Here is a 22,607-nt window from a genome sequence, read left to right as displayed (position 1 = left end):
CTCCTGCTCAGGCCACGGAAACATGCAGGCGCACGTCGATATTGCCGCGCGTGGCATTTGAATACGGACACACCTGATGCGTGGCCTCCACCAGCTTGCGCGCAGCGGCCTCGTCCAGGCCCTGGACTTCCACATGCAAGTCCACGTCCAGTGCATAGCCGCCGGTGGCCGTCTGGCCGATGCCGACCTCCACCGAGGTGCGCGTCCCGGTCGGCGCCAGGCCCAGTTGCTTGGCGGCCACGGGCAAGGCGTTGTCGAAGCAGGCGGCGTAGCCCATGGCGAAAAGCTGCTCGGGGTTGGCGCCGGTCTTGCCGGAACCGGGCGTGGCCAGGTCGAGCGCCAGGCTGCCGTCGTCCAGCGCGGTGCGGCCGGAACGGCCGCCCGTGGCGGTGGCGCGGGTCTTGTAGAAGATCTTCATGGCTGGCTCCTGTTGGATGAGAGAGGCAAAGGATGAAAGCGGAACGTCACGCAACGCCGGCGAGCGCGGCCTGCGCCTGCGCCAGCGCGTCGGCATACGGTGCGCGCAAGCGCAGGTTGGACGCGCCATCGGCGCTTTGCACCACCACGGCCTTGGCGTAGCTGAAGCGACGGAAGCCGTGGATGCCGTGGTAGGCGCCCATGCCGGACGGGCGCACGCCGCCGAAAGGCACGCTTTCGACCACGGCATGCGTCATCACGTCGTTGATGACCGCGGCGCCGGAGGTGGTGCGGTCGAGAAACGCCTGCTGCCTGGCTGGATCGTTTCCGAAGTAATAGGCCGCCAGCGGACGCGGATGCGCGTTGTCTGCATTCATGACGCTTCTACGTCCCGCGCCAGCAGGGACAACAGCGCCTGGGCCACGCCCTCGGAACTGCCTGGGTTCTGCCCGGTGACCAGGCGGCCATCGGTGACGACGTGCGCCTGCCAGTCCGGGCCCTTCTGGTAGTGGCCGCCCAAGCGGATGAATTCGTCTTCGATCAGGAATGGCACGACGGCGCTCAGACCCACGGCCGCTTCCTCGCTGTTGGTGAAGCCGGTGACACGGCGTCCCGCGACGAGCGGCTGGCCGTTCGCTGCACGCACCTTCACCAGCGCGCCCGGCGCGTGGCAGACCAGGCCCAGCGGTTTGCCGGCGCGCTCGAAGGCTTCGAGCAAGGCGATGGAGGCGGGATCGTTGGCCAAATCCCACAACGGGCCGTGGCCGCCGGGGTAGAACACCGCATCGAAATCCGCGGCGTCCACCTGCGCAAGCGGTACGGTGGCAGCCAGGGCCGCTTGCGCCTGGACGTCCTGGCGAAAGCGTTCGGTCGCGGCCGTTTGCGCATCGGGTTCGTCGCTCTTGGGATCCAGCGGCGGCTGGCCGCCTGCGGGCGAAGCCAGCGTGATGGCGGCGCCGGCGTCCTTGAACACGTAGTAGGGGGCGGCGAACTCCTCCAGCCAGAAACCGGTCTTGTGGCCGGTATCGCCCAGGCGGTCGTGGGAAGTGAGTACGAACAGGATTTTCATAAAAAGCTCCAGGCGTTATCGGGAAAGTGCTTGGTCGGCCGCGATGTGCCGTGCCGTGCCGCAGGCCAGCAACTGCCCCGTGGCGTCGCGCGCCTGCGTCAAAGGCGTCTTGTCCTGGCTCAACTTCGCCAGCAGCGCCGCGCCCAGCCACATCTGGTAAAGCACCCGGGCCAATGCCGGCGATGGTGAGCCAGCAGGCAAGGAGCCGTCCGCGCGGGCTTCGTCGATCAGTGCCGCGATCCTTGCCAGAAGCCGTTGCACACCGGCATCGAGTACCCGGCGCATGTCTTCGGAAAGGTCGGCCACTTCCGCCGCCAGCTTCACCACCAGGCATTCGTCGGCCCATCCCTGTGCCGGATCGGCGGGATCTGCGATCCAGGCATCCCAATACCGCATCAGGCGCTCGTTGCCGTTGCCGGGCACCGAAAGCAGGCCATCGAGCTTGCGCGCGTAGCCATCGACGTACTGTTGCAGCAGCTCGCACCCGAAGGCTTCCTTCGACGGGAAGTAGTGATAGAACGAGCCCTTGGGCACGCCGCAGGCCTTGAGGATTTCGAGCAGCCCCAACGCGGAAAACCCTTTGTGCAGCACGAGCCGGTGCCCCGTATCGAGGATGTGCTGGCGTGTCGCTTCGGCTTTCTTGGTCAGGTGCATGCTGGGCATTATGCATTAAAATAGACCGGTCGTCTATATCTCGGATTCAATCAACACGAAGACAGCCATAGCGCCTATCGGTCCCGCAGCCCTCGCGGAGTAAACCGGCTTTGGCCGGCGCGTCGGGCCGCCTCGATCAGCGCCGTGCTGGCCGGGCTGTCCTTGCCGGCGAAAGCGTAGAAGCGCGCCGCCGGCAGTTCGGGCAGGCCATCCTCACCGCCCAGCACGCGCAAGCCTTCGCCGCGCTGGCTGTCGGCGATGACCGTGGCGGCGAAACCTGCCCGCGCCGCCGACAGGCAGCCTGCCATGCTGCTGCTCTCGAAGACGATGCGCCAGGTGCGATCCGTCTGGCCCAGCGCCGTGACCGCCGACTCCCGGTAGACGCACGGTTCGGGAAAGACCGCCAGCGGCAACGGTGCTTGCGCCGGCAACGGGTGATCGGCGGCAAACGCCCACACCAGCGGTTCTTCCCACAGCAGCGTGCCGCTACCTTCGACCCGGCTGCATTGCTTGCCGAACACCAGATCCAGGCGGCCACGTTCCTGCTGGCGCAGCAGGTCGGCGGTGATGCCGACTTTCAATTCCACCGTGGCTTCGGGATGCCACTGGGCAAAGCGTTGCAGCACCTGGGGCAGCCAGGCACCGGCAAAGTCTTCCAAGGCGCCGATGCGCAGACGCCCGCGCAGCGGGGTGCCCCGCAGCTTGGCGCGGGCCTCGCGCTCCAGATCGAGGATGTTGCGGCCGTAGGCGTACAGGGTATCGCCCGCCTGGGTCAGCTCCAGCCGGCGCGTGGTGCGCGCCAGCAGGCTGGCACCGGCGATCTGTTCCAGCCGCCGCATGTGCCCGCTGACGGCAGAAGGCGTCAGCGCCAGCCGCTCGGCGGCGGTGGCGAAGCTGCCGCTGTCCACGATTTCGAGGAAGGTGCGCAGCAGTACCGTTTCCAGCGGCGGGCCATCGGCGATGGGAGATAGGTTCATTCAGTAATTCAACACGAAAAATCATCAATGATGAATGATTATTCTCCAATCAAATGGAGTCGTCCAGCTACGCTGGCGCATCTTCACGACGGGAGACAAACCCATGCAGGACTATCAAGTCGCCACGACCGAACGGCTCGACATCGCCTATCTCGAATGGAACCGGCAGGGAGCGCGAACCGCCATCCTGCTGCACGGTTGGCCGGACAGCCCCGAGTGCTGGAAGGCCGTGGCGCCCATCCTGGCCGACGCTGGCTACCGGGTGCTGGCGCCGGCGCTGCGCGGTTTTGCGCCGACCCGGTTCCGAGAGGCCGGCGCGCCACGCAGCGGCCAGTTGTCCGCCCTGGGCCGTGACCTGCTGGACTTCATCGACGTGCTCGGCTTGGCGCAGCCCGCGCTGATCGGCCATGACTGGGGCGCACGGGCCGCCGCCAATGCCTGCGGCCTGCGCGATGGCGTGGCCTCGCACCTGGCGATGCTGTCGGTCGGCTACGGCACCAACGACCCGAACCAGCCAATGTCCTTGGCGCAGGCGCGCAACTACTGGTATCACTGGTACATGGCCACGCCGCGCGGCGAGCGCGTGGTGCGGGAAGAACGCGAGGCGTTCGCCCGGCAGATGTGGGACACCTGGGCACCGGCCGGCTGGTACGACCCTGCCGATTTCGACGAGGCAGCGCGGGCATTCCAGGGCGAGGACTGGGCCGAGATCGTGCTGCACTCCTACCGCCACCGCTGGGGCTTCGCAGAGGGCGACCCGGCCTATGCGGAGGACGAAGCGCGCCTGAACCCCGCGCCCGTCCTGTCGGTTCCGACCCTGGTGCTGCACGGCGGGGCCGATACCTGCAACCACCCCGACAGTTCCAAGGGGCGGGAAGCGTTCTTTACGGGCCGCTACGAGCGACAGGTGCTCGATGGCGTCGGCCACTTTCCGCAGCGGGAGGCGCCGCAGGCGGTCGCCGAGGCTGTTTCGCGGTTCTGCGCATCGGCGTGAGCGCCAATGCGTCGCCGCGCTGACCTCTGAAACGCAGAACCCGCCATCGCTGGCGGGTTCTGTTCGTCAATGCGCCTGCGGCCGTTCAGAGCACGGCTTCCAGGCCCTTGCGTTCGATGATGTCCAGCAGTTTCTGCGACGGGCCGCTGGGGCGCTTGTCGCCCACTTCCCACTTACGGACGGTGGACGCGCTGGTGTTGAGCACCGAGGCCAGCACGGCCTGGCTCAGTTGCAGGCGCTCGCGCAGCGCCTTGATCTTGGCGGCATCGTAGTCCTGCACCGGCTCCAGGCACAGCAGGTCGTACTTCTGCATCTTGCGCTTGTCGATAAACCCCAGGTGGTGCAGATCGCGGGCGCCTTCATGCACCGCTTCCAGAATGCGGCTCTTGGGTTGGGCTTTTTCAGTCATCGGTGATCTCCAGCAAAGTACCGTCGGCAGCGGCGGCATCCAGTTGCGCGGCCGTGCGCTCCAACAAATCGGCGGCGTAGTCCTGCAAGGCTTGCAGTTCGGCGTCGCTGATGTTGTCCCGCTCGTTCTTCTCAAACCCGAAGACGAAGAACCAGCGGTTGCCCTTGTTGGTGGCGACCAGCGTTCTCACTCCGCCGCGCTTGCCGCGCCCGGCCAATCCGATACGTTTCTTCACCACGCCACCGCCGAGATCGGCGTCGATCAGTCCGGCGGTCATTTCAAGGACAGCCTTGCGCAGATCAGAATCGCCCAATGCCGTCTTGCGCATCCACCGCTGGAAGTGACGGGTTTTGAAGATGTGCATCGCTGTCCTCACTATACCACTCAGTGGCATGACTTGTCCATGAAGGGATGGATGCTGCCAGATCGCTAGGCAGGCTCGCTTGCCGTGGCAGGTACGGCCCGGCCAGGCACGCCCAGCGGAACGAAGCCGGTCAGTTCAAGCGGCACGGGCGTCCATCCGCAAATGAAGGAAGGATGCCGCAGGCTGGCGCGGCCGGAAACTCGCTGGGGCGTGCTCCGGCGTAGCAGTCGAAAGCCACCGGCCGCGCGAATTGTCGTATCGGTGATACGACAATTCGGGGCTGGGCGAGGACGGAAAATGTCGTGTCGCCGTCACGACATTTCTCCGCTAGAGCCTGGGCCGGCATCACGCGGCTTCCAGTTTTTCCAGCAGTTCGGGCGAACGCTTGAGCAGCTTGAACAGCTCGGCCAGCGCCTGCGGCAGTTCCGTCGCTTCCTCGGCCTTCGCGGGCGCGGCCTGCTGGCCGCTGGCGATCAACTTGCGCAGCTTCGCCACCACGTCGCTGGCCTCGCGTTCTTCCTGATCCTGGGTGTGGACGTAGCGCATGAACATGCCCACGGTCTTGTGCGCCGTCAGTGCCATGCCCACCTTGATCGGCACGCCGGAATTGGCAATGTCGGTGGCCGAGCGGTGGCGAATGCCGTGGGTGCCGACATGAGCCAGGCCGGCGCGCTTGGCGAGCGTGACCCACGCATGGTAGTAAACGCCCTTGGACATGGGCCGCTTGTGGTCGCGTGCGGCCGTGATGACGTAGGGCGAATCTTCATACCTCGTGGCATTGGACAGCAACCGCTGCGCTTCCTCGCTGATGGGCTTGGACATGGGGCCGGTCTTGCTATCGGGCCAGTTGATGCGGCGGTTCTCGAAGTCGATCCAGTCCCATTGCAGAGAGAGGATTTCCGACATGCGTGCCGCGAACTCGAATTGCAGGCGGATCGCCAGCAGGGTTTCGGGGCGGACGGTGCGCTCGATCTCCGCTTGATCGAGGTAGGCGAACAGCTTGCCCATTTCCTCGTCGGTGATGAGCCGGGATTCGCCTTTCTCCGGAAGCCCCTTGATGTGCCGGCACGGATTGGAGCCTTCGGGCCGGTAGCCCCACACTTCGGCCAGGTTGAACATCACCCGCAGCAACGAGTAGGTGCGATTGCCGCAGGTCGGGATGTGTTCCATCTTCTTCATCATCGCGGCAATGTCGGCGCGCTTGACCTCAGAGACTTTGAGCTTGCCGAGCTTCGGGATGATGTGGTTGTCGATGTAGGTCTGGTAGGTCTTCTGCGAAGACTTCTTGTTGTGGCGCTTCGAGTGATCTTCCATGAAGCGCGTGCATAGCTCCTTCATCGTCGGCACCTTGCGCGCCTCGACCTTGGCCGCGCCGGGATCGCGGCCTTGGCGGACTTCCGCCAGCCAGTTTTGCGCCTTGGTGCGGGCCTGCTCGACGGTCAGTTCGCCGAACAGACCGAGCGAGGGCTTGCGGCGGTCGCCGGCATTGGTACGGTACTGGAGCATGAACACCTTGCGACCAGCCGGCGTGACCTTGCAGAGAAAGCCGGGCACGAGGGTGTCGCGCAGTTCAACGTCGTGGGCTTCGGGTTCCGCCGAATCGACCACGGATTTGGTGAGTTTGATCTTGGCCATGAACAGTCCTCGGGATGACCGATTCCAGGGGCCAAGTAGGAGCCTGGCGAGGGGGAATCAGGTCGGGTTGCAGAAAGCACCGGGATATGGTGAATCCGCGTCATCCCTAGGAAAACTCGCTGCGGCGAGGGCTGGCGTAGTCCCGCGTATCTCGGTGCGGAACCTATGTTCAAACTGTTCGATTGGGTCAACTACAACTATCCGCGCTGGTTCCGCGCCCCGGGTGATGCTGATCCCAGGACTACCGAACAGCTGCTTCCCACGCGGACGGTCAAACTGTCGTTCGGCCTGGATTGGTAAGCGTGTGGGTCCCGGTCACCTCATGATCGAAGGCCGGGACCTTTCTTATATGCAGCACGCCTTTGCTACATGAATCTGCTGCTATGTTCTCTAGATGGATGTCGCCTTGAGCAAGTCACGCACCCCGCCGTTGTTGGCCTGTGTTCTCGCCGGTATCGGGCTGGCGTTGCTGGGGGGCTGTGGCAAAGCGCCGGAGCCACCGATGCCGAAGGTATTGCCGCAGGTGATCCTGATCGAGGCGGATCTGCCGCCACGGCCGATGAAACCGGAGCTGCCGCCGCTATTCGATGACATTGAACGGCGTACCTTCCAGTTCTTCTGGGATACCACCAACGAGCAGAACGGGCTTACCCCGGACCGCTATCCGTCGCGGCCGTTTGCCAGCATCGCTTCGGTGGGCTTCGCACTGACCTCCTATCCGATCGGTATCGAGAACGGCTGGGTCAGTCGCAATCAGGCGGTGGAACGCACCCTGGTTACGCTGAAGTTCTTCCGTGACCTGCCCAGCGGGCCGCAGCGCACCGGCAAGGCAGGGTACAAGGGCTTTTATTACCACTTCCTCGACATGCAGCAGGGGCGCCGCTACGACAGCTGGGTGGAGCTTTCCAGCGTGGATACCGCGCTGCTGTTGATGGGCGTGCTTTTTGCACAGAGTTATTACGACCAGGACGATCCGCGCGAAAAAGAGATCCGGCAGATTGCCGATACGATCTACAAGCGCGTGGATTGGCAGTGGCTGCAACGCAACAAGCCCTTGGTATCGATGGGCTGGTTCCCGGAGAGCGGCTTCATCCAGCACGACTGGATGGGCTACAACGAGGCGATGATGTTGTATGTGCTTGCGCTGGGTTCGCCGACACATCCTGTCGAGCCAGATGCTTGGACGGTATGGACGCGCACCTATGACAACGATTGGGGCGTGTACCAAGGTCAGGAATACCTGTCGTTCGGGCCGCTGTTCGGCCATCAGTACAGCCATGTCTGGATCGACTTCCGCGATATCCAGGACCCGTACATGCGCGAACGTGGCATCGACTATTTCCTCAATAGTCGCCGCGCGACCCTGGCGCAACGCGAGTATGCGATTGAAAATCCGATGCAGTGGAAAGACTACAGCGCCAATGTATGGGGTTTGACTGCAGGCGATGGCCCGCAGAACACCACCCAGGACTACAAGGGCGAGCAGCGCCAGTTCCGCCACTACTCGGCACGCGGTGCGGGCCTGCGCGAGAACTTCGATGACGGCACCATCGTGCCATCTGCGGCAATCTCCTCGCTGCCGTTCGCGCCGGAAGTGGTGATCCCGGCCACGGTGGAAATGCACAAGCGCTACGGCGACTACCTGTACTCCAGCTATGGCTTCCTGGATTCCTTCAATCCGAGCTTCAGCTACGACATTCCGCTCAAGACCGGACGCTTGATCCCCGAGCGCGGCTGGGTGGCCAGCGATTACATCGCCATTGATCAGGGGCCTATCCTCGCCGGCATCGCCAATTACCGCGATGAATTCGTGTGGGAAGTGATGAAGAAGAACCCTTACATCCGCAAGGGCTTGGAGCGGGCCGGGTTCACTGGCGGCTGGCTGGCGCCGGAAGACAGCTTCCAGCCGTTGCAGAAGGACGAACAGGCTGCTTCGGCGCGGGCAGCAGGAATTGCCGAGTCGCGCGCTTCGGCAGCGGCCGAGCAGAAGGCAGCCAGCGAGAAGCCGGCTGCGCCTGCGGCCACGAAGCAGTGATGCGCGGCCAATGATGCGCGCGCTGGCCATGCTGTTGTTGCTGTTGCTCGCAGGCTGCGCCAAGCCGGAGCAGGGCACCACCTTGCGGTTCTGGGCGATGGGCCGCGAGGCTGAAGTGGTTGGGGAGCTGGTACGTGAGTTCGAGGCGGAAAACCCGGGCATCCGTGTGGATGTACAGAACATTCCATGGACGGCAGCGCACGAGAAACTGTTGACGGCGTATGCCGCCGACGGTCTGCCTGATGTCTGCCAGCTCGGCAACACATGGATCGCCGAGTTCGCCACCTTGCAGACGCTGACGCCGCTGCAGCCATTGGTTGACGCGTCAACGGTCATCGATCAGCAGGACTATTTTTCCGGCATCTGGGACACCAATGTCGTCGACGGTCAGCTGGTCGGTATTCCCTGGTACGTGGATACGCGGCTGCTGTTCTATCGCAAGGATCTGCTGCGTCAGGCCGGTTACTCGCAACCGCCGAAGACCTGGGCCGAATGGGAGCAGATGAACGCGGCGCTGAAGAAGATCATGGGCACGCGTGGCTACCCCGTACTTATGCCCTTGAACGAATTCGAGCCGCAGCTGTCGTTCGCCTTGCAGCAGGAGGATTCGCTGCTGCGCGATGGTGATACCCGCGGCAACTTCCGCAGTCCCGGTTTCCGTCGCACGCTGGCCTTCTACGACAATATGTTCGAGCAGGGCTGGGCGCCGAAGATGTCCGAGACCCAGATTTCCAACGTCTGGGATGAATTCTTCCGCGGGTTCACTGCGTTCTATCTGTCGGGCCCGTGGAATATCCGCGAGTTCCGCCAGCGCCAACCGGCCTCGCTGGAGGGCGAGTGGGGCGCAACGCCGCTGCCCGGTCCTGATGGTCTGGGCGCAGGCATTGCCGGTGGCACCAGTCTGGTGGTGTTCCGTTCTTCGCAGAAGAAAGAAGCGGCATGGAAGCTGATCGAATTCCTGTCGCGTCCTGCCATCCAGCAGCGCTTCTACAAGATCATTGGCGACCTGCCGCCGCGGCGCAGTGCGTGGCAGTCGCCGGAGCTGCAGGATGATCCGTTGACTGCCGCTTTCGCCGATCAGCTGGAACGGGTCAAGCCCACGCCAAAGGTTTTGGAGTGGGAGCGCATCGCCCAGCAGATGCGGGTGGTGACCGAGCAGGTGGTGCGCGGTGGTTTGCCGCAGGACAAGGCGGTCGAACAGTTGGATCAGCAGGTGGATGACATCCTTGCCAAGCGCCGTTGGATCGTCGAGCAGCAGGCTGGTGCGGCTGCGAAGGCGGCGCCATGAAGCGCGGCTCGCTGGCTGGCTGGATCTTCGCCGCACCGGCGCTGATCGTGATCGGCGTGTTCTTCGGTCTACCCGTGTTGTCGGCGCTGGCCTTGAGCCTGACCGACTTCGATCTCTATGCCTTGGCTGATCCGCACAACCTGCGCTTCGCCGGTCTTGGCAATTACATCGATCTGCTGCAGACGCCGATGTTCTGGAAGTCGCTGGGCAATACCGCGTACTTCGTGGTGGCCGGCGTGCCCTTGTCGATAGGTGTTTCGCTGGGCGCTGCGTTGTTGCTCAACGCGCCGGCCGCACGATCCAAGGCGTTGTTCCGCACGGCGCTGTTCGCGCCGGTGGTAACCACCTTGGTGGCGGTGGCGGTGATCTGGCGTTATCTGTTCCACACCCGCTACGGGCTGGTGAACTGGGGGTTGGGCCAGATCGGCATCAATCCGATCGACTGGCTCGGTGACCCGAACTGGGCGATGCCGACCATCATTGGTTTCGCGGTGTGGAAAAACTTCGGTTACAACATGGTGATCTTCCTGGCCGGTCTGCAGGCCATCCCCAAGGACTTGTACGAGGCGGCGCGGATTGATGGCGCCTCGCGTTGGCAGCAGTTCCTGCACATCACCTTGCCGATGCTAGGGCCGGTGCTGCTTGTGGTTGGTGTGATCACCGTGTCCGGCTACTTCCAGCTGTTTGCCGAGCCTTATGTGATGACCCGTGGCGATCCACTGCAAAGCACGGTGAGCGTGCTGTACTTCATGTTCGAGGAAGGCTTCAAGTGGTGGAACCTGGGGCGCGCCTCCGCCGTGGCCTTCCTGTTGTTCCTGATCATTCTGGCGGTGACCACGCTGATGTTGCGCTTCGGTAAGCGCAGGGAGCTGGTATGAGTCGCGAGATTGGGCAGTCGCGCTGGCATGCGTGGTGGGTGAATGGTGGGCTGTTGTTGCTGGCGGTGATCAGTCTGGCGCCGTTGGCGTGGATGCTGTCGGTGTCGTTCATGCCCAGCGGGCAGGCATCGCAGTTCCCGCCGCCGTTGTTGCCGGCGCATACCACGCTGGCCAACTACCAGGCCTTGTTCGCCCGCACCGGCATGGGCAACAACTTCGTCAACAGCTTGTTGGTGTCGATTGCGATCACCTTGGGCTCGCTGCTGTTCAACACCCTGGCCGGTTATGCCTTTGCCAAGCTGCGTTTTGCCGGCCGCGAGCGGCTGTTCCAGATGTTGTTGGCCGCGCTGGTGATCCCTGCACAGGTGGCGATGCTGCCGCTGTTTCTGCTGATGAAGCAGATGGGTTTCGTGAACACCTTTGGTGGTGTGGTGATTCCGGCCTTGGCCAGCGTGTTCGGCATCTTCCTGGTGCGTCAGTACGCGCGCTCGATTCCCGATGAGTTGCTGGAGGCGGCGCGGATCGATGGTGCCAGTGAGGCGCGGATCTTCTTCCAGATCGTGTTGCCGATGCTCAAGCCGGTGCTGGTGACCTTGGCGATCTTCACCTTCATGGGCGCATGGAACGATTTCATGTGGCCATTGATCGTGCTGACCGACCAGGAGCACTACACCTTGCCGGTGGCACTGGCCAGCTTGTCGCGCGAACACATCATGGATGTGGAAATGATGATGGCTGGCGCGGTGGTGACGGTGTTGCCGGTCCTTTTGTTGTTCCTGGTGCTGCAGCGCTACTACATCCAGGGCCTGTTGCTGGGCAGCGTTAAGGGCTGAAGCCGCTGAGTGCGGCGCGGGCTGTCATGTAGCTGTGACGCTGAACTTCCATACGAAACATACCGCCGCGAATGGCGGTGATCTTTGCGAAAATCCAGCAGGTGTTGCTTGCTGGTGTTGAATCGGGATTTTGCTGATGAATATGCGTTTTTCCATCGTTGTGCTGGGCTTGCTGCTGGCGTGGGTACAACCAGCCAGTGCTGCTGTGCTCGCCAAATTCGACGATGTCAGCGCGTGGCAGCTGATCACCTCGCCGCAGGTCAGCGGCTCGCTGCGACCAGTAGCCGGCAACAGTGGCCGCGCGTTGTGCCTGGACTACGACTTCCATGAGGTTTCCGGCTACGTCGGCATCCGTCGTCCGTTGGATGTGAGCTGGCCTGAGAACTACCAGCTGTCGTTCGACCTGCGCGGTGATTCACCGGCCAACGACCTGCAGTTCAAGCTGGTTGATGCCAGTGGCGACAACGTCTGGTGGGTCAATCGTCCGGGTTTCAACTTCCCCAAGAACTGGACCCGCATCAGCTATCGCAAGCGGCATATCGAGAAGGCCTGGGGCCCGGACCAGGACAAGACCCTGCGGCGCAGCGCGGCGGTTGAGTTCACCATCTACAGCAAGGTCGGTGGCCGTGGCACGGTGTGCTTCGATCAGCTGACCCTGCAGCCGCTGCCGAAGGAGGACAACTCGGCGCTGACCACCACGGTGATCGCCGATACCGCGACTGCCCTGCAGCAGCGCATCGCCGACGGCAAGCCGGATACCTTGTGGATCAGCGGCGGCGTAAAGCAACAGACGGTCAGCCTGGATCTGGGTAAGGTGCGCGAGTTCGGTGGCGCGGTCGTGCAATGGGCACCCGGTCTGGAAGCGAGCCGCTACGTGGTACGCGCGTCCGCCGATGGGCGCGACTGGAAGACGTTGCGTGAAGTCACCAGCGGTACTGGCGGCAAGGATTGGTTGGCATTGCCGGAGACCGAAGCGCGCTACCTGCGATTTGATCTGGTCGATGGCCCCAACTGGCGTTATGGCATCCGCGATATCAGCCTCAAGCCGCTGTCGTTTGCCAATACCCCGAATGATTTCATCCGTTCTGTTGCGGCCGATCTGCCGCGCGGCTCCTTGCCGCGTGGCTTCACTGGCGAGCAGCCGTACTGGACCATCCTGGGTCTGGACGGCGGCCGCGAGCAGGCGCTGATCAGCGAGGACGGTGCAATCGAGGCGATGAAGGGTGGCTTCAGTATCGAGCCGTTTGTGGTGCTCGATGGCAAGGTGCTTGGTTGGGCAGAGGTGAAGTCCAGCCAGAGTCTGCAGGACGGGTATCTGCCGATGCCGTCGGTGGGCTGGCAGCACGATCAGTTTGGCTTGAACGTAAGCGGTTTCGTGCAGGGCCGGCCGGAGCAGGCGCAGTTGGTGGCGCGCTACGAGCTGCGCAATACCGACAAGGTCGCGCACGAGTACCGGTTGGCGCTTGCGGTGCGGCCGTTCCAGGTCAATCCGCCCAGCCAGTTCCTCAATACCGTCGGCGGCGTCAGTCGTATCGACAATCTGGCCGTGCGAACCGGGCAGATAAGTGTCAATGGCCAGCCGCGCGTGTATACGTCACTTCCGGCCGATGCCGGTTTCGCCAGCAGCTTCGACAGCAAGCTGGATGTCACCCATCTAGCTGACAAGGACTTGCCAACCACACAGGAGGTTCGCGACGCCACCGGCTTGGCTTCGGGTGCCTTGGTCTACAGCTGGAAACTGGAGCCTGGCCAGCGCCGCGAAGTAGTGCTGGTGCTCCCGCAGACCGGCAATTGGCAGATGCCGGCCAAGTTCGATGCGGACAAAGCGCAGCAACAGGTCGCCACGATGTGGCGGCAGAAGTTGGACCAGCTCAAGCTGCGCGTGCCCGAGGCTGGCCAGCCGCTGGCCAACACGCTGCGCACCGCGCTCGCACACATGCTGATCTCGCGGGTTGGACCGAGCCTGCAACCGGGCACGCGTTCCTATGCACGCAGTTGGATCCGCGACGGCGCGATGATCTCGGAGGGTTTGTTGCGGATGGGTCGCGCCGATGCAGTGCGCCAGTACGTCGACTGGTATGCGCCGTATCAGTTTGAAAGCGGCATGGTGCCGTGCTGCGTGGATGCGCGTGGCAGCGATCCGGTGCCGGAGAACGACAGCCACGGCGAACTGATCTACACCATCGCCGAGTATTGGCGACATACCGGTGACACTGCTTTCCTGCAGCAGATGTGGCCGCATGTGCAATCGGCATGGAACTACATGGAGCTGCTGCGCCTGAGTGAACGCACCGAGGAGAACCGTGCGCGCAACGCCGGCTTCTACGGGATGATGCCGGCCTCGATCAGTCACGAAGGCTATTCGGCCAAGCCGGTGCATTCGTACTGGGACAACTTCTGGGCGCTGCGTGGTTACAAGGACGCCGCCGATATGGCGACAGCCTTGGGCTTGGAAACCGAAGCGCTGACCATGGCAGCCTCGCGTGACCAGTTCCGCCAGGACCTGGACGAATCGCTGCGTGCGGCGATGGCGGCGCACAAGATCGACTATCTGCCCGGATCGGTGGAGTTGGGCGACTTCGATGCGACCTCGACCACCATCGCTTTGGCACCGGGTGGCGAGCAGGGCAGGTTGCCGCAGCCGGCCTTGGACAATACCTTCGAGCGCTATTGGCAGCACTTCGTCGAGCGCCGTGACGGCAAGCGCCAATGGAAGGACTACACGCCGTATGAGTGGCGCAATGTCAGTGCTTTCGTGCGCCTTGGTTGGCGTGCACGGGCCTGGGAGGCCACCGAGTTCTTCTTCAAGGACCGTGCGCCGCCGGCATGGAATCAATGGGCCGAAGTGGTGTCCTCAACGCCACGAAAACCGTTCTTTGTCGGCGATCTGCCACATGCATGGGTGGCGTCGGACTTCGTTCGTTCGGCCCTGGACATGTTCGCCTATGAGCGCGATGTGGATGGTCCGATCGTATTGGCTGGGGGTGTGCCAAGTGCATGGTTGACCGGCAAAGGCATCGCCATCGAGGACTTGAACACCTCGCACGGCACCTTGAGTTACGCGCTGCAGCGCAGTGACAAGCAGCTGACCTTGGAGGTGTCTGAAGGACTGCGCTTGCCTGCGGCCGGGCTTTTGCTGCAATGGCCTTATGAGGGCGCGCCGGGGGAAGCTACCATCAATGGCGAACCGGCACAGTGGTTGGGCAATGAGTTGCACATAAGCAGCTTGCCGGCCAAGGTCGAGATCGAGATTCCTGCCGAGCTACGCCGCAATGAGCGCAGCAAGCGCTGAGCGATAAAAACTGCGCCTCGAATACCGAGGCGCAGGCCAGTCGACGAGAGGGAGAGGAAGAACTTCCGTCGGATCTGAGAAAAAGAAACCACCACGCTCCCGTTGGCTTGCGACCAATGGCTGGGAGCAAAGATGTAGTGCCGAGCCATGCTCGGCAGGGGCTTTCCCGGAAAATGCTTGTAGGAGCGGCGTAAGCCGCGAAGCTGATGCTGCTTGCAGATCATGCGTAAACGGCACCCGCTTCCTGGTCGGAACCTGGGGAAGTGGATGCAGGTGGTTTCGATGCTGTCGGCTTCGCGGCTTACGCCGCTCCTACAAAAGAAGCTGCCTTGCGTCAGCCAGCGCGAGCCTGCTTGACGATGGCAGCAGCAGCGGCGGCGGAATTTTTCACTTCGTCCCATTGGCCGTTGCGGATCCAGCTGTCCTGCACCATCCACGAGCCGCCGATGCAGACCACGTTCTTCTGCGACAGGTAGTCGCCTGCGGTAGCTTCGGTGATGCCGCCGGTAGGGCAGAGCTTGAGTTCCGGGATCGGACCGGCAACGCCCTTGATCATCGCCAGGCCGCCGACGGCGGTGGCCGGGAACAGCTTGCAGATGCGGAAGCCGCGCGCGACCAGTTCCAGCAGTTCGGTCGGTGAAGCAGCTCCCGGAACCACCGGCAACGGCGCGGCAGCCAGAGCATCGGCCATATGCGCGGGCGTACCCGGGGTAACGATGAAGTCGGCACCGGCATCGATCGAGCGCTGCATCTGCTCGACGGTCAGCACCGTGCCGGCACCTACCACCACATCTGGCAATTCGCGCTTGAGCATGGCCAGCGCTTCCATCGCCACCGGCGTGCGCAGGGTCAGTTCAATCGCGGGCAGGCCGCCTTCGAGCAGGGCGGCGCTGACGGCGCGCGCCTGGTCGAGGGTATGCACGGTAACGACCGGCAGGATGCCAGCGGCGCTCAGCAGCTGCTCGGCGCGGTCCTGATATTGGGCAATGCTCATGGTGTCCTCATTGATAACGTGTTCGCGAATCTCTAATCCAGAATCCCGAATCTCAGGCGTCGTTGGCTTCGTGCGGGGCAGCGGCAGCGGCGTGATCGTGGCCGAGTTCGTACTCGGCGTCGTAGTCCCACAGGCCGCCATCCGGGCTGGCCGGGCCGCAGGAAATCGAGATCGCGCCCTGATCAGCCGGGCCAACGATGCGGCGGTTCATCGCGAACAGGTTGCGGCCCATGTCCGAGCCTGCCGGTGCGGTGTTGGCGGCAATACCGCGCGCAGCCCACTCAGCGGCGTCGACCAGCACTTCCAGGGTGCCGGCTTCACCGTCCAGACGAATGATGTCGCCTTCGCGGATGCGTGCGATCGGGCCGCCACGTGAGGCTTCCGGAGTGACGTGGATGGCAGCCGGGATCTTGCCGGAGGCGCCCGAGAGGCGGCCATCGGTTACCAGTGCGACGCGCCGGCCCTGGTTCTGCAGCAGGCCCAGCAGCGGTGCCAGCGAATGCAGTTCCGGCATGCCATTGGAGCGTGGGCCCTGGTAGCGGACCACGGCGACGAAGTCCTGCGGCAGGACGCCTGCGGCATGCAGTTTGTTGAGGATCTGCGGCGCATCGACGACCACGGCCGGGGCTTCGATCGTGCGGTACTGCGGCTTCACTGCCGACAGCTTGATCAGCGAACGGCCGATATTGCCGCGCAGCAGGCGCAGGCCGCCCTGGGCCTCGAACGGATTGGAGGCAGGACGCACTACTTCTTCGTCACCGCTGCGTTCAGCGGCGGGTACATACGTGACCTTGCCGTCGGTGAGGCGCGGTTCCTGGGCGAAGGCGCGCATGCCGCCTTCGGCAATCGTGGTCGCATCGGCGTGCATCAGGCCGGCGTCCATCAGCTCGCGGAACACGAAGCCCGGGCCGCCAGCGGCGGCAAAGCGGTTCACATCGGCTTCGCCGTTGGGGTAGACGCGGGCCAGCAGCGGCACGATCTGCGACAGCTCGTCCATGTCGTCCCAGGTCAATACGATACCGGCGGCACGCGCGACTGCGATCCAGTGAATGGTGTGGTTGGTGGAGCCGCCAGTGGCCATCAGTGCAACCACGGCGTTGACGATGGCGCGCTCATCAATCACGCGGCCGAACGGACGGAAGTCATTGCCCAGCGCGCTGATTTCCAATACGCGTTCAGTGGCGGCGCGGGTAAGGGCATCGCGCAGCGGCAGTTCCGGGTTGACGAACGAGGCACCGGGCAGCTGCACACCCATTGCTTCGAGCAGGACCTGGTTGGAATTGGCGGTGCCGTAGAAGGTGCAGGTGCCCGGGCCGTGGTACGAGGCCGACTCGGCTTCCAGCAGTTCTTCGCGGGTGGCTTCGCCAGCGGCGTAGCGCTCGCGGACTTCGGCTTTCTTCTTGTTCGGAATGCCCGGTGTCATCGGCCCGGCCGGTACGAACACCGCCGGCAGGTGGCCAAAGGCGAGGGCGCCGATCAGCAGGCCGGGCACGATCTTGTCGCACACGCCCAGATAGATGGTGGCGTCGAACATGTCATGGCTGAGGCCAATCGCGGTTGCCTGGGCAATCACGTCGCGCGAGAACAGCGACAGTTCCATGCCGCCACGGCCTTGGGTCACACCGTCGCACATCGCGGGCACCGCGCCGGCAACCTGCGCGGTCGCGCCCAGCTCGCGGGCAGCGTCGCGGATCAGCTCCGGGTAGTTCTCGAACGGCTGGTGCGCCGACAACATGTCGTTGTACGAAGTGATGATGCCAAGGTTGGGCGTCACATCGCCGCGCAGACGGTCCTTGTCGGTTGGGCCACATGCCGCATAGGCGTGGGCCAGGTTGCCGCAGCTCAGACGTGAGCGGAACGGGCCTTCGCGCAGTGCGGCATCAATCCCGGCCAGATAAGCCGCGCGCGATGGGGCGCTGCGCTGGCGGATGCGATCGGTGATGGCTTGGATTTTCGGATGCATGGCTTTATGGCTGGAATGAGGGGGAGGTACGGCAGGGAGAGTGGCGGGCTTCGGGTTCTGGTGGTTCGAAAAGTACTGCCTGCAGCTCATGCGAGCGGCGGGTAGGTCCAATCCGTATTCCCGATGTGCTACTCCCCGCTCAAGGGCACCAATGCACGCGCAGCTTGTTGCCGGGCGCATTGATCGCAGCAAGGATCGGGTAGGTATGCACGTCGCCGGATGCAAGTGCGGTTTCTAGCACCTCGAGCTTCTGCTTGCCGCGCAGCAGCAGCAGGCGCTGGTTGGCCAAACCCAGGCCGTGCGGGGTCAAGGTGATGCGCAAGGACCAGTGCTTGGCGACCGGGCAGCCGGTGGCATCCAATGCCGCATAAGGGTGCTTGCTCTGCAGTACCTGCGGCAGATCGGGTGAGCCCGGGAACAACGAGGCGGTATGGCCGTCATTGCCCATGCCCAGCACCACCAGACAGGCCGGCTGCGAATGGGTGGCGAGCAGATTGGCGGTGTGCACGCATTCGGCGATGGGCAGGCCGACCCGCACCAGCGGATCAAAATGCGCACCCTCGGCATGGCGCAGGAAGCTGTCGCGTACCAGCCAGGCGTTGCTGTCCTTGTCCTGCGGCGAGAGCCAGCGTTCGTCGGCCAGGCCAACTTCTACCCGCGCCCACTCCAGGCCCTGGTCGGACAACAGTTCGTAGATGGGAGCCGGCGTGGTGCCACCGGACAGCAGCATGCGGGCGCGCCCGCGCTGTTCGATCTCCGCGCTCAGCAGCGCTGCCATTTCCTTGGCGACACCTTCGGTCCAGGCCTCTTCGTCAGCATGGCGGACAAGTGTGATGCGGTCGGAAACAGCGGCGTTCATGCGGTCACTCCAGAATTGGCGCGCTGCATGTCCAGCGCATAAGCAGTGGCACCCAGCAGGCCGGGGCAGGGATGGGTGATGGCCATCGAAGGGATCTGCGACATCGTCGCGGAGAAGCGTCCCTTGCTTTCAAACCGTTGACGGAAGCCGGAATGCTGCAGCTGCTGCAGCAGGCGCGGTACCAATCCACCGGTCAGGAACACGCCGTCCCAGGCGCCTTGTACCAGCACCGCGTCGCCGGCGACTGCGCCGAAGATTTCAAGGAACACTTCAACCGCGCGAGTCGCCGGCACATCGCCTTCGGCAGCGCGTGCGCTGACCTCTGCTGGTTGCAGCAGGCCTGGATCGGTACCTGCTATCTCGCAGATGGCGCGATGGATGTTGACCAGGCCGGGACCGCAGACCAGGCGTTCGTTGGACACCCGACCGAACTGCGCCGAGAGGATCTCCAGAATACGGATCTGTTCGGGTGAGTTCGGTGCAAAGCTGGCATGGCCGCCCTCGGTGGCCAGTGGGTAGTTGCGGCCATCGCGCACCACCAGTCCGCCAACGCCAAGGCCGGTGCCCGGGCCGAGCACGCAGTAGTTGCGCGATTCGCCTTCAGCGGCGGGTTGCCAGCCGGCGCCGCCGACCTGCACCACATCGGCGACGCCGAGCAGGGCAATGGACATGGCCTGGGCGACGAAGTCGTTGATCAGATGCAGCTGCTCGAAGCCGAGCTGTTCGGCGGTACGCGAACGCGAGATCACCCACGGGTGATTGGTGATGCGTGCTTCGTCACCATCGACCCGGCCAGCTACCGCGAACACGCCGCTGGTGGCGCTCGCACCACGTTGCTGCAGGTAGTGCGCGGCTGCATCGGCCAGTGACGCGAACTGCGCCACCGGGTACTCGTCGATGCTGCTCTGATCCAGTGGGATGGCAGCGGAGCGGTCGGCCAGCGCGAAGCGTGCGTTGGTGCCACCAATATCCGCTACCAGTACCAGGTCAGCGCTGGGGCTCACAGCCCTTGCTCCGGGCCCGCATCGGCGGCAATGGATTCGGGCAGGAAATCCTGCGCCAGTCGCGGGCCCCAGCCACCGGCCGGGTAAGGCTCCATCGGCAGGTCGGCGGCCTTCCAGGCATCGCTGACGCTGTCGATCCAGGCCCAGGCTGCGCGCACTTCGTCATCGCGCACGAACAGTGCGTGGTTGCCGTTGAATGCGTCCAGGAACAGGCGTTCGTAGGCGATGCGGCGGTGCAGGCCGGTGGGAACCGACAGTTCCAGTTCCAGCGGCTGCAGTTCCAGCGCGCCCCATTCCGGACCGGCCAGCGAGCTCATCAAGCCGAGCTGGATGTTTTCCTGCGGCTGCAGCTGGAAGGTCAGGCGGTTGGGGGTGGCGTTCTTGCGGTCAGGGCGTTCGAACAACCAATGCGTCACCGGCTTGAGGTTGACCTCGATGCGGGTGGTGCGCTCGGGCAGGCGCTTGCCGGTAACCAGGTGGAACGGCACGCCGGCCCAGCGCCAGTTGTCGATATGCGCGGTGACACCGACAAAGGTTTCGGCCTCGCTGCCTTCCGGCGGCTGATAGGCCTGCGCCGGCTGACCATTGATGGTGCCGGCGGTGTAACGGCCGCGCACGCTGTCCTTGGCTGCATGCTTGGCGTCGAGCGGGCGCAGGGCGCGCAGCACCTTGACCTTTTCGTCGCGGATCCGGTCTGCTTCCAGCGATGCCGGCGGCTCCATCGCAACCAGGCACAGCAGCTGCAGAATATGGCTCTGCACCATGTCGCGCAGGGCGCCAGAGCGCGAGTAATAGGAGTCACGGCCATCCACGCCGTCGCTTTCGGCAACCAGGATGTGCACCGAGGCGATGTAGTTACGGTTCCACACCGCTTCCAGCAAGGTGTTGCCGAAGCGCAGCGCCATCAGGTTCTGTACCGGCGCCTTGCCCAGGTAGTGGTCCAGGCGGAACACGCGGTCTTCGTCGATCAGCTTGCCGATCGACTGCAGGATCTCCTCGGCGCTGTCGCTGTCCGAGCCGATCGGCTTTTCCAGCATCAGCCGGTTCGGTGCAGCCAAGGCGCCGCCCAGTGCCAAGCCTTCGCAGGTCGAGATGTAGAGACCCGGCGGGATCGCCAGATAGCTGACGCACTTGCGGTGCACCAGGTCCTTGACGGCCTCGGCGACCGACTCTGCATTGCGCAGGTCCACCGAGCGGTAGTCGATGCGGCTGAGCAGGTTGCCGATGTCCTCCTGGCTGGCATGCGGCATGGCTGCTTCCAGACGCGGACGCAGGAGGTCGCGGAATTTCTCGGTGTCATGCGGCGACAAGGCCAGCGCACGTACACGGAAATCTTCGGGAAGTAGACCGTCGCCGAGCAGGCGTAGCAGGGACGGGAACAGATAACGCTGGGCCAGATCGCCTGTGGCACCGAACAGGAAGAGGGTGTCGTGCATGGCACGAGTTTCGGGTGCGGATGACATCGTTGTCAATTGTTCGTCTTCAAGGCCTGCGCCGCGATTGGGACGTCCGCGTCCATCGGCGCGAGGGGGCGGGCGTGGGCAACCTGTGCTTGTGCAATGCAGCATGCCGCGAGGGCGAAAGCAGGTCCGTGCAGCGGAGCGCAGGTGCCATGTAAGAGCGACTGTGATGGTGCCATATGAATATGCTTACCGTGCACAATGTTTCGGATGTATACGATTGCAGGAAACTGTTCTGTCGTTGTAACGCAAGTGTTCCCCTGCTCCAGGTTTCGACTCGCAACGAGGTAGTGATGGCCAAGGTTCAATTCGACGGTGTGCGCAAGGTGTATGACAACGGTCAGGTTGCCGTGGCCGGGGCCAGTTTCGATATCGCCGATGGCGAATTGATGGTGCTGGTGGGGCCGTCGGGTTGTGGCAAGTCCACACTGCTGCGAATGGTGGCCGGGCTGGAGGAGATCAGTGCTGGCCAACTGCGCATCGACGAGCGGGTGGTCAATGACGTTGCGCCGAAAGATCGGGACATCGCCATGGTGTTCCAGAACTACGCGCTCTACCCGCATATGACCGTGGCCGAGAACCTGGGCTTTGGTTTGAAGCTGCGTGGGCATGACAAGGCCGAAGTGCAGCGTCGTGTGCAGGAGGCGGCCGATTCCTTGGGCCTGACCTCGATGCTGGACAAGCTGCCGCGTGCGATGTCGGGCGGGCAGCGGCAGCGCGTGGCGCTGGGGCGTGCGCTGGTGCGCGAGCCGGCGGTGTTCCTGTTGGATGAGCCGCTGTCCAATCTGGATGCCAAGTTGCGTCATTCGGTGCGCACCGAGATCGCACAGCTGCATCGCAAGCTCGGTACCACGATGATCTATGTCACCCATGACCAGGTCGAGGCGATGACGCTGGGGCAGCGCATCGTTGTGCTCAACGAAGGTGTGATCCAGCAGATCGACACGCCGATGGCGCTGTATGACAGGCCGGTCAATCTATTTGTTGCGGGCTTTCTCGGTAGCCCGGCGATGAATATGCTGCGCGGTCAGTTGCGGCGCGACGCCACGGATGTGGCTGTGCTGCAGTTGGACGAGGGTGTCGACGTGACGCTCGGCGTTGTGTCACTGGATGCAGAATGGTTTGGCAAGCCACTGGTGGTTGGGGTGCGGCCTGAGCATCTGCAACCGGGTGACCATGCGGCTGCATTCAATGCGCGCATTGAAGGGCTGGAGCCGGTGGGTAACGAGATTTTCGTCAATCTGCGCTATGGCGAGCAAGCGCTGATCATGCGGGTGCCGCCGCAACAGCTGCCGCAGGTTGGGCAGGAGATTGCAGTTGAAGTGAATGCATCGAAGCTGCATTTTTTCGAAGCGGCCAGTGGCAGTCGCATCGAAACCGGAACCTGACCGGTAGTGGGGGGGGGGGGGGGGGGGGGGGGGGGGGGGGGGGGGGGGGGGGGGGGGGGGGGGGGGGGGGGGGGGGGGGGGGGGGGGGGGGGGG

At 63.8% G+C, this 22,607-nt stretch carries 21 protein-coding genes; 8 read left to right on the top strand and 13 right to left on the bottom strand.

From position 1 onward, the window contains the following. Positions 1-7 precede the first annotated feature (7 nt). The 5 genes from ACVOLZ_RS14230 to ACVOLZ_RS14210 form a co-directional block, all read right to left on the bottom strand. Complete coding sequence (locus ACVOLZ_RS14230; RefSeq protein ID WP_033474864.1) at positions 8-418, bottom strand: organic hydroperoxide resistance protein; 411 nt, start codon at positions 416-418, stop codon at positions 8-10. A gap of 46 nt (positions 419-464) precedes the next feature. Continuing rightward, a complete protein-coding gene (locus ACVOLZ_RS14225) occupies positions 465-794 on the bottom strand; it encodes an aldehyde dehydrogenase family protein (RefSeq protein WP_033474865.1) in 330 nt (109 codons plus the stop codon). Further along, positions 791-1,486, bottom strand: a complete 696-nt coding sequence (locus ACVOLZ_RS14220; RefSeq protein WP_033474866.1) for a type 1 glutamine amidotransferase domain-containing protein — start codon at positions 1,484-1,486, stop codon at positions 791-793. The genes ACVOLZ_RS14225 and ACVOLZ_RS14220 overlap by 4 nt, the downstream gene beginning before the upstream one ends. 15 nt (positions 1,487-1,501) lie before the next feature. After that, positions 1,502-2,140: a TetR/AcrR family transcriptional regulator gene (locus ACVOLZ_RS14215; RefSeq protein WP_081044035.1), complete on the bottom strand. Its 639-nt coding sequence runs from the start codon at positions 2,138-2,140 to the stop codon at positions 1,502-1,504. Positions 2,141-2,214: 74 nt separating this feature from the next. After that, positions 2,215-3,117, bottom strand: coding sequence for a LysR substrate-binding domain-containing protein (locus ACVOLZ_RS14210; RefSeq protein WP_033474867.1), 903 nt, complete (start codon positions 3,115-3,117; stop codon positions 2,215-2,217). A gap of 103 nt (positions 3,118-3,220) precedes the next feature. Here ACVOLZ_RS14210 and ACVOLZ_RS14205 point away from each other — a divergent pair, with 103 nt between their 5' ends. Further along, the gene (locus ACVOLZ_RS14205; RefSeq protein ID WP_033474868.1) at positions 3,221-4,111 is read left to right on the top strand and encodes an alpha/beta fold hydrolase; all 891 of its coding nucleotides are present in this window, start codon (positions 3,221-3,223) and stop codon (positions 4,109-4,111) included. An 85-nt stretch (positions 4,112-4,196) separates the two neighbouring features. Here the strand turns inward: ACVOLZ_RS14205 and ACVOLZ_RS14200 are convergent, their stop codons facing one another. The 3 genes from ACVOLZ_RS14200 to ACVOLZ_RS14190 all read right to left on the bottom strand — a co-directional run bounded on the left by ACVOLZ_RS14200 (position 4,197) and on the right by ACVOLZ_RS14190 (position 6,519). Beyond that, complete coding sequence (locus tag ACVOLZ_RS14200) at positions 4,197-4,520, bottom strand: helix-turn-helix domain-containing protein (protein WP_033474869.1); 324 nt, start codon at positions 4,518-4,520, stop codon at positions 4,197-4,199. Further along, positions 4,513-4,884 (bottom strand): type II toxin-antitoxin system RelE/ParE family toxin, encoded by a 372-nt coding sequence (locus tag ACVOLZ_RS14195; protein ID WP_033474870.1) that lies wholly within the window; start codon positions 4,882-4,884, stop codon positions 4,513-4,515. Before ACVOLZ_RS14195 ends, ACVOLZ_RS14200 begins: the two co-directional genes overlap by 8 nt. A gap of 345 nt (positions 4,885-5,229) precedes the next feature. Next, complete coding sequence (locus ACVOLZ_RS14190; RefSeq protein WP_080375619.1) at positions 5,230-6,519, bottom strand: tyrosine-type recombinase/integrase; 1,290 nt, start codon at positions 6,517-6,519, stop codon at positions 5,230-5,232. 165 nt (positions 6,520-6,684) lie between these two features. Between ACVOLZ_RS14190 and ACVOLZ_RS14185 the strand changes: the two genes are divergently transcribed. The 6 genes from ACVOLZ_RS14185 to ACVOLZ_RS14160 all read left to right on the top strand — a co-directional run bounded on the left by ACVOLZ_RS14185 (position 6,685) and on the right by ACVOLZ_RS14160 (position 14,845). Further along, the gene (locus tag ACVOLZ_RS14185) at positions 6,685-6,819 is read left to right on the top strand and encodes a hypothetical protein (RefSeq protein ID WP_481516731.1); all 135 of its coding nucleotides are present in this window, start codon (positions 6,685-6,687) and stop codon (positions 6,817-6,819) included. Between the two features lie 160 nt (positions 6,820-6,979). After that, positions 6,980-8,554, top strand: a complete 1,575-nt coding sequence (locus tag ACVOLZ_RS14180; RefSeq protein WP_481516745.1) for a glucoamylase family protein — start codon at positions 6,980-6,982, stop codon at positions 8,552-8,554. Between the two features lie 13 nt (positions 8,555-8,567). Continuing rightward, complete coding sequence (locus ACVOLZ_RS14175) at positions 8,568-9,842, top strand: sugar ABC transporter substrate-binding protein (protein ID WP_481516744.1); 1,275 nt, start codon at positions 8,568-8,570, stop codon at positions 9,840-9,842. Then, on the top strand, positions 9,839-10,720 hold the full coding sequence (locus ACVOLZ_RS14170; protein WP_481516730.1) for a carbohydrate ABC transporter permease: 882 nt from the start codon (positions 9,839-9,841) through the stop codon (positions 10,718-10,720). The genes ACVOLZ_RS14175 and ACVOLZ_RS14170 overlap by 4 nt, the downstream gene beginning before the upstream one ends. Then, positions 10,717-11,553, top strand: a complete 837-nt coding sequence (locus ACVOLZ_RS14165) for a carbohydrate ABC transporter permease (protein ID WP_481516729.1) — start codon at positions 10,717-10,719, stop codon at positions 11,551-11,553. Before ACVOLZ_RS14170 ends, ACVOLZ_RS14165 begins: the two co-directional genes overlap by 4 nt. Positions 11,554-11,695: 142 nt before the next feature. After that, positions 11,696-14,845: a discoidin domain-containing protein gene (locus tag ACVOLZ_RS14160; RefSeq protein WP_481516743.1), complete on the top strand. Its 3,150-nt coding sequence runs from the start codon at positions 11,696-11,698 to the stop codon at positions 14,843-14,845. A 334-nt stretch (positions 14,846-15,179) separates the two neighbouring features. Here ACVOLZ_RS14160 and eda read toward each other — a convergent pair whose 3' ends face one another. From eda to zwf, 5 genes are all read right to left on the bottom strand, one after another. Beyond that, complete coding sequence (gene eda / locus ACVOLZ_RS14155) at positions 15,180-15,839, bottom strand: bifunctional 4-hydroxy-2-oxoglutarate aldolase/2-dehydro-3-deoxy-phosphogluconate aldolase (RefSeq protein WP_481516728.1); 660 nt, start codon at positions 15,837-15,839, stop codon at positions 15,180-15,182. Positions 15,840-15,891: 52 nt separating this feature from the next. After that, positions 15,892-17,802, bottom strand: a complete 1,911-nt coding sequence (gene edd / locus ACVOLZ_RS14150) for a phosphogluconate dehydratase (RefSeq protein ID WP_481516727.1) — start codon at positions 17,800-17,802, stop codon at positions 15,892-15,894. Between the two features lie 139 nt (positions 17,803-17,941). Continuing rightward, a complete protein-coding gene (gene pgl, locus ACVOLZ_RS14145; RefSeq protein ID WP_481516726.1) occupies positions 17,942-18,661 on the bottom strand; it encodes a 6-phosphogluconolactonase in 720 nt (239 codons plus the stop codon). Continuing rightward, entirely contained in the window at positions 18,658-19,665 is a 1,008-nt protein-coding gene (glk, locus tag ACVOLZ_RS14140; RefSeq protein ID WP_481516725.1) for a glucokinase, read from the bottom strand. The genes pgl and glk overlap by 4 nt, the downstream gene beginning before the upstream one ends. Next, positions 19,662-21,233: a glucose-6-phosphate dehydrogenase gene (gene zwf / locus ACVOLZ_RS14135; RefSeq protein ID WP_481516724.1), complete on the bottom strand. Its 1,572-nt coding sequence runs from the start codon at positions 21,231-21,233 to the stop codon at positions 19,662-19,664. The genes glk and zwf overlap by 4 nt, the downstream gene beginning before the upstream one ends. A gap of 185 nt (positions 21,234-21,418) precedes the next feature. On the opposite strand from zwf, the gene ACVOLZ_RS14130 reads away from it, so the two are divergent. Beyond that, positions 21,419-22,513 carry an ABC transporter ATP-binding protein gene (locus tag ACVOLZ_RS14130; RefSeq protein ID WP_481516723.1) on the top strand — a complete coding sequence of 365 codons (1,095 nt, stop codon included), beginning with the start codon at positions 21,419-21,421 and terminating at the stop codon, positions 22,511-22,513. Positions 22,514-22,607 lie beyond the last annotated feature (94 nt).

The sequence above is a fragment of the Stenotrophomonas sp. STEN020 genome, assembly GCF_056760195.1.
Note: the sequence above shows the minus strand (reverse complement) of the source record. Positions and strands in the feature narration are given on the sequence as shown.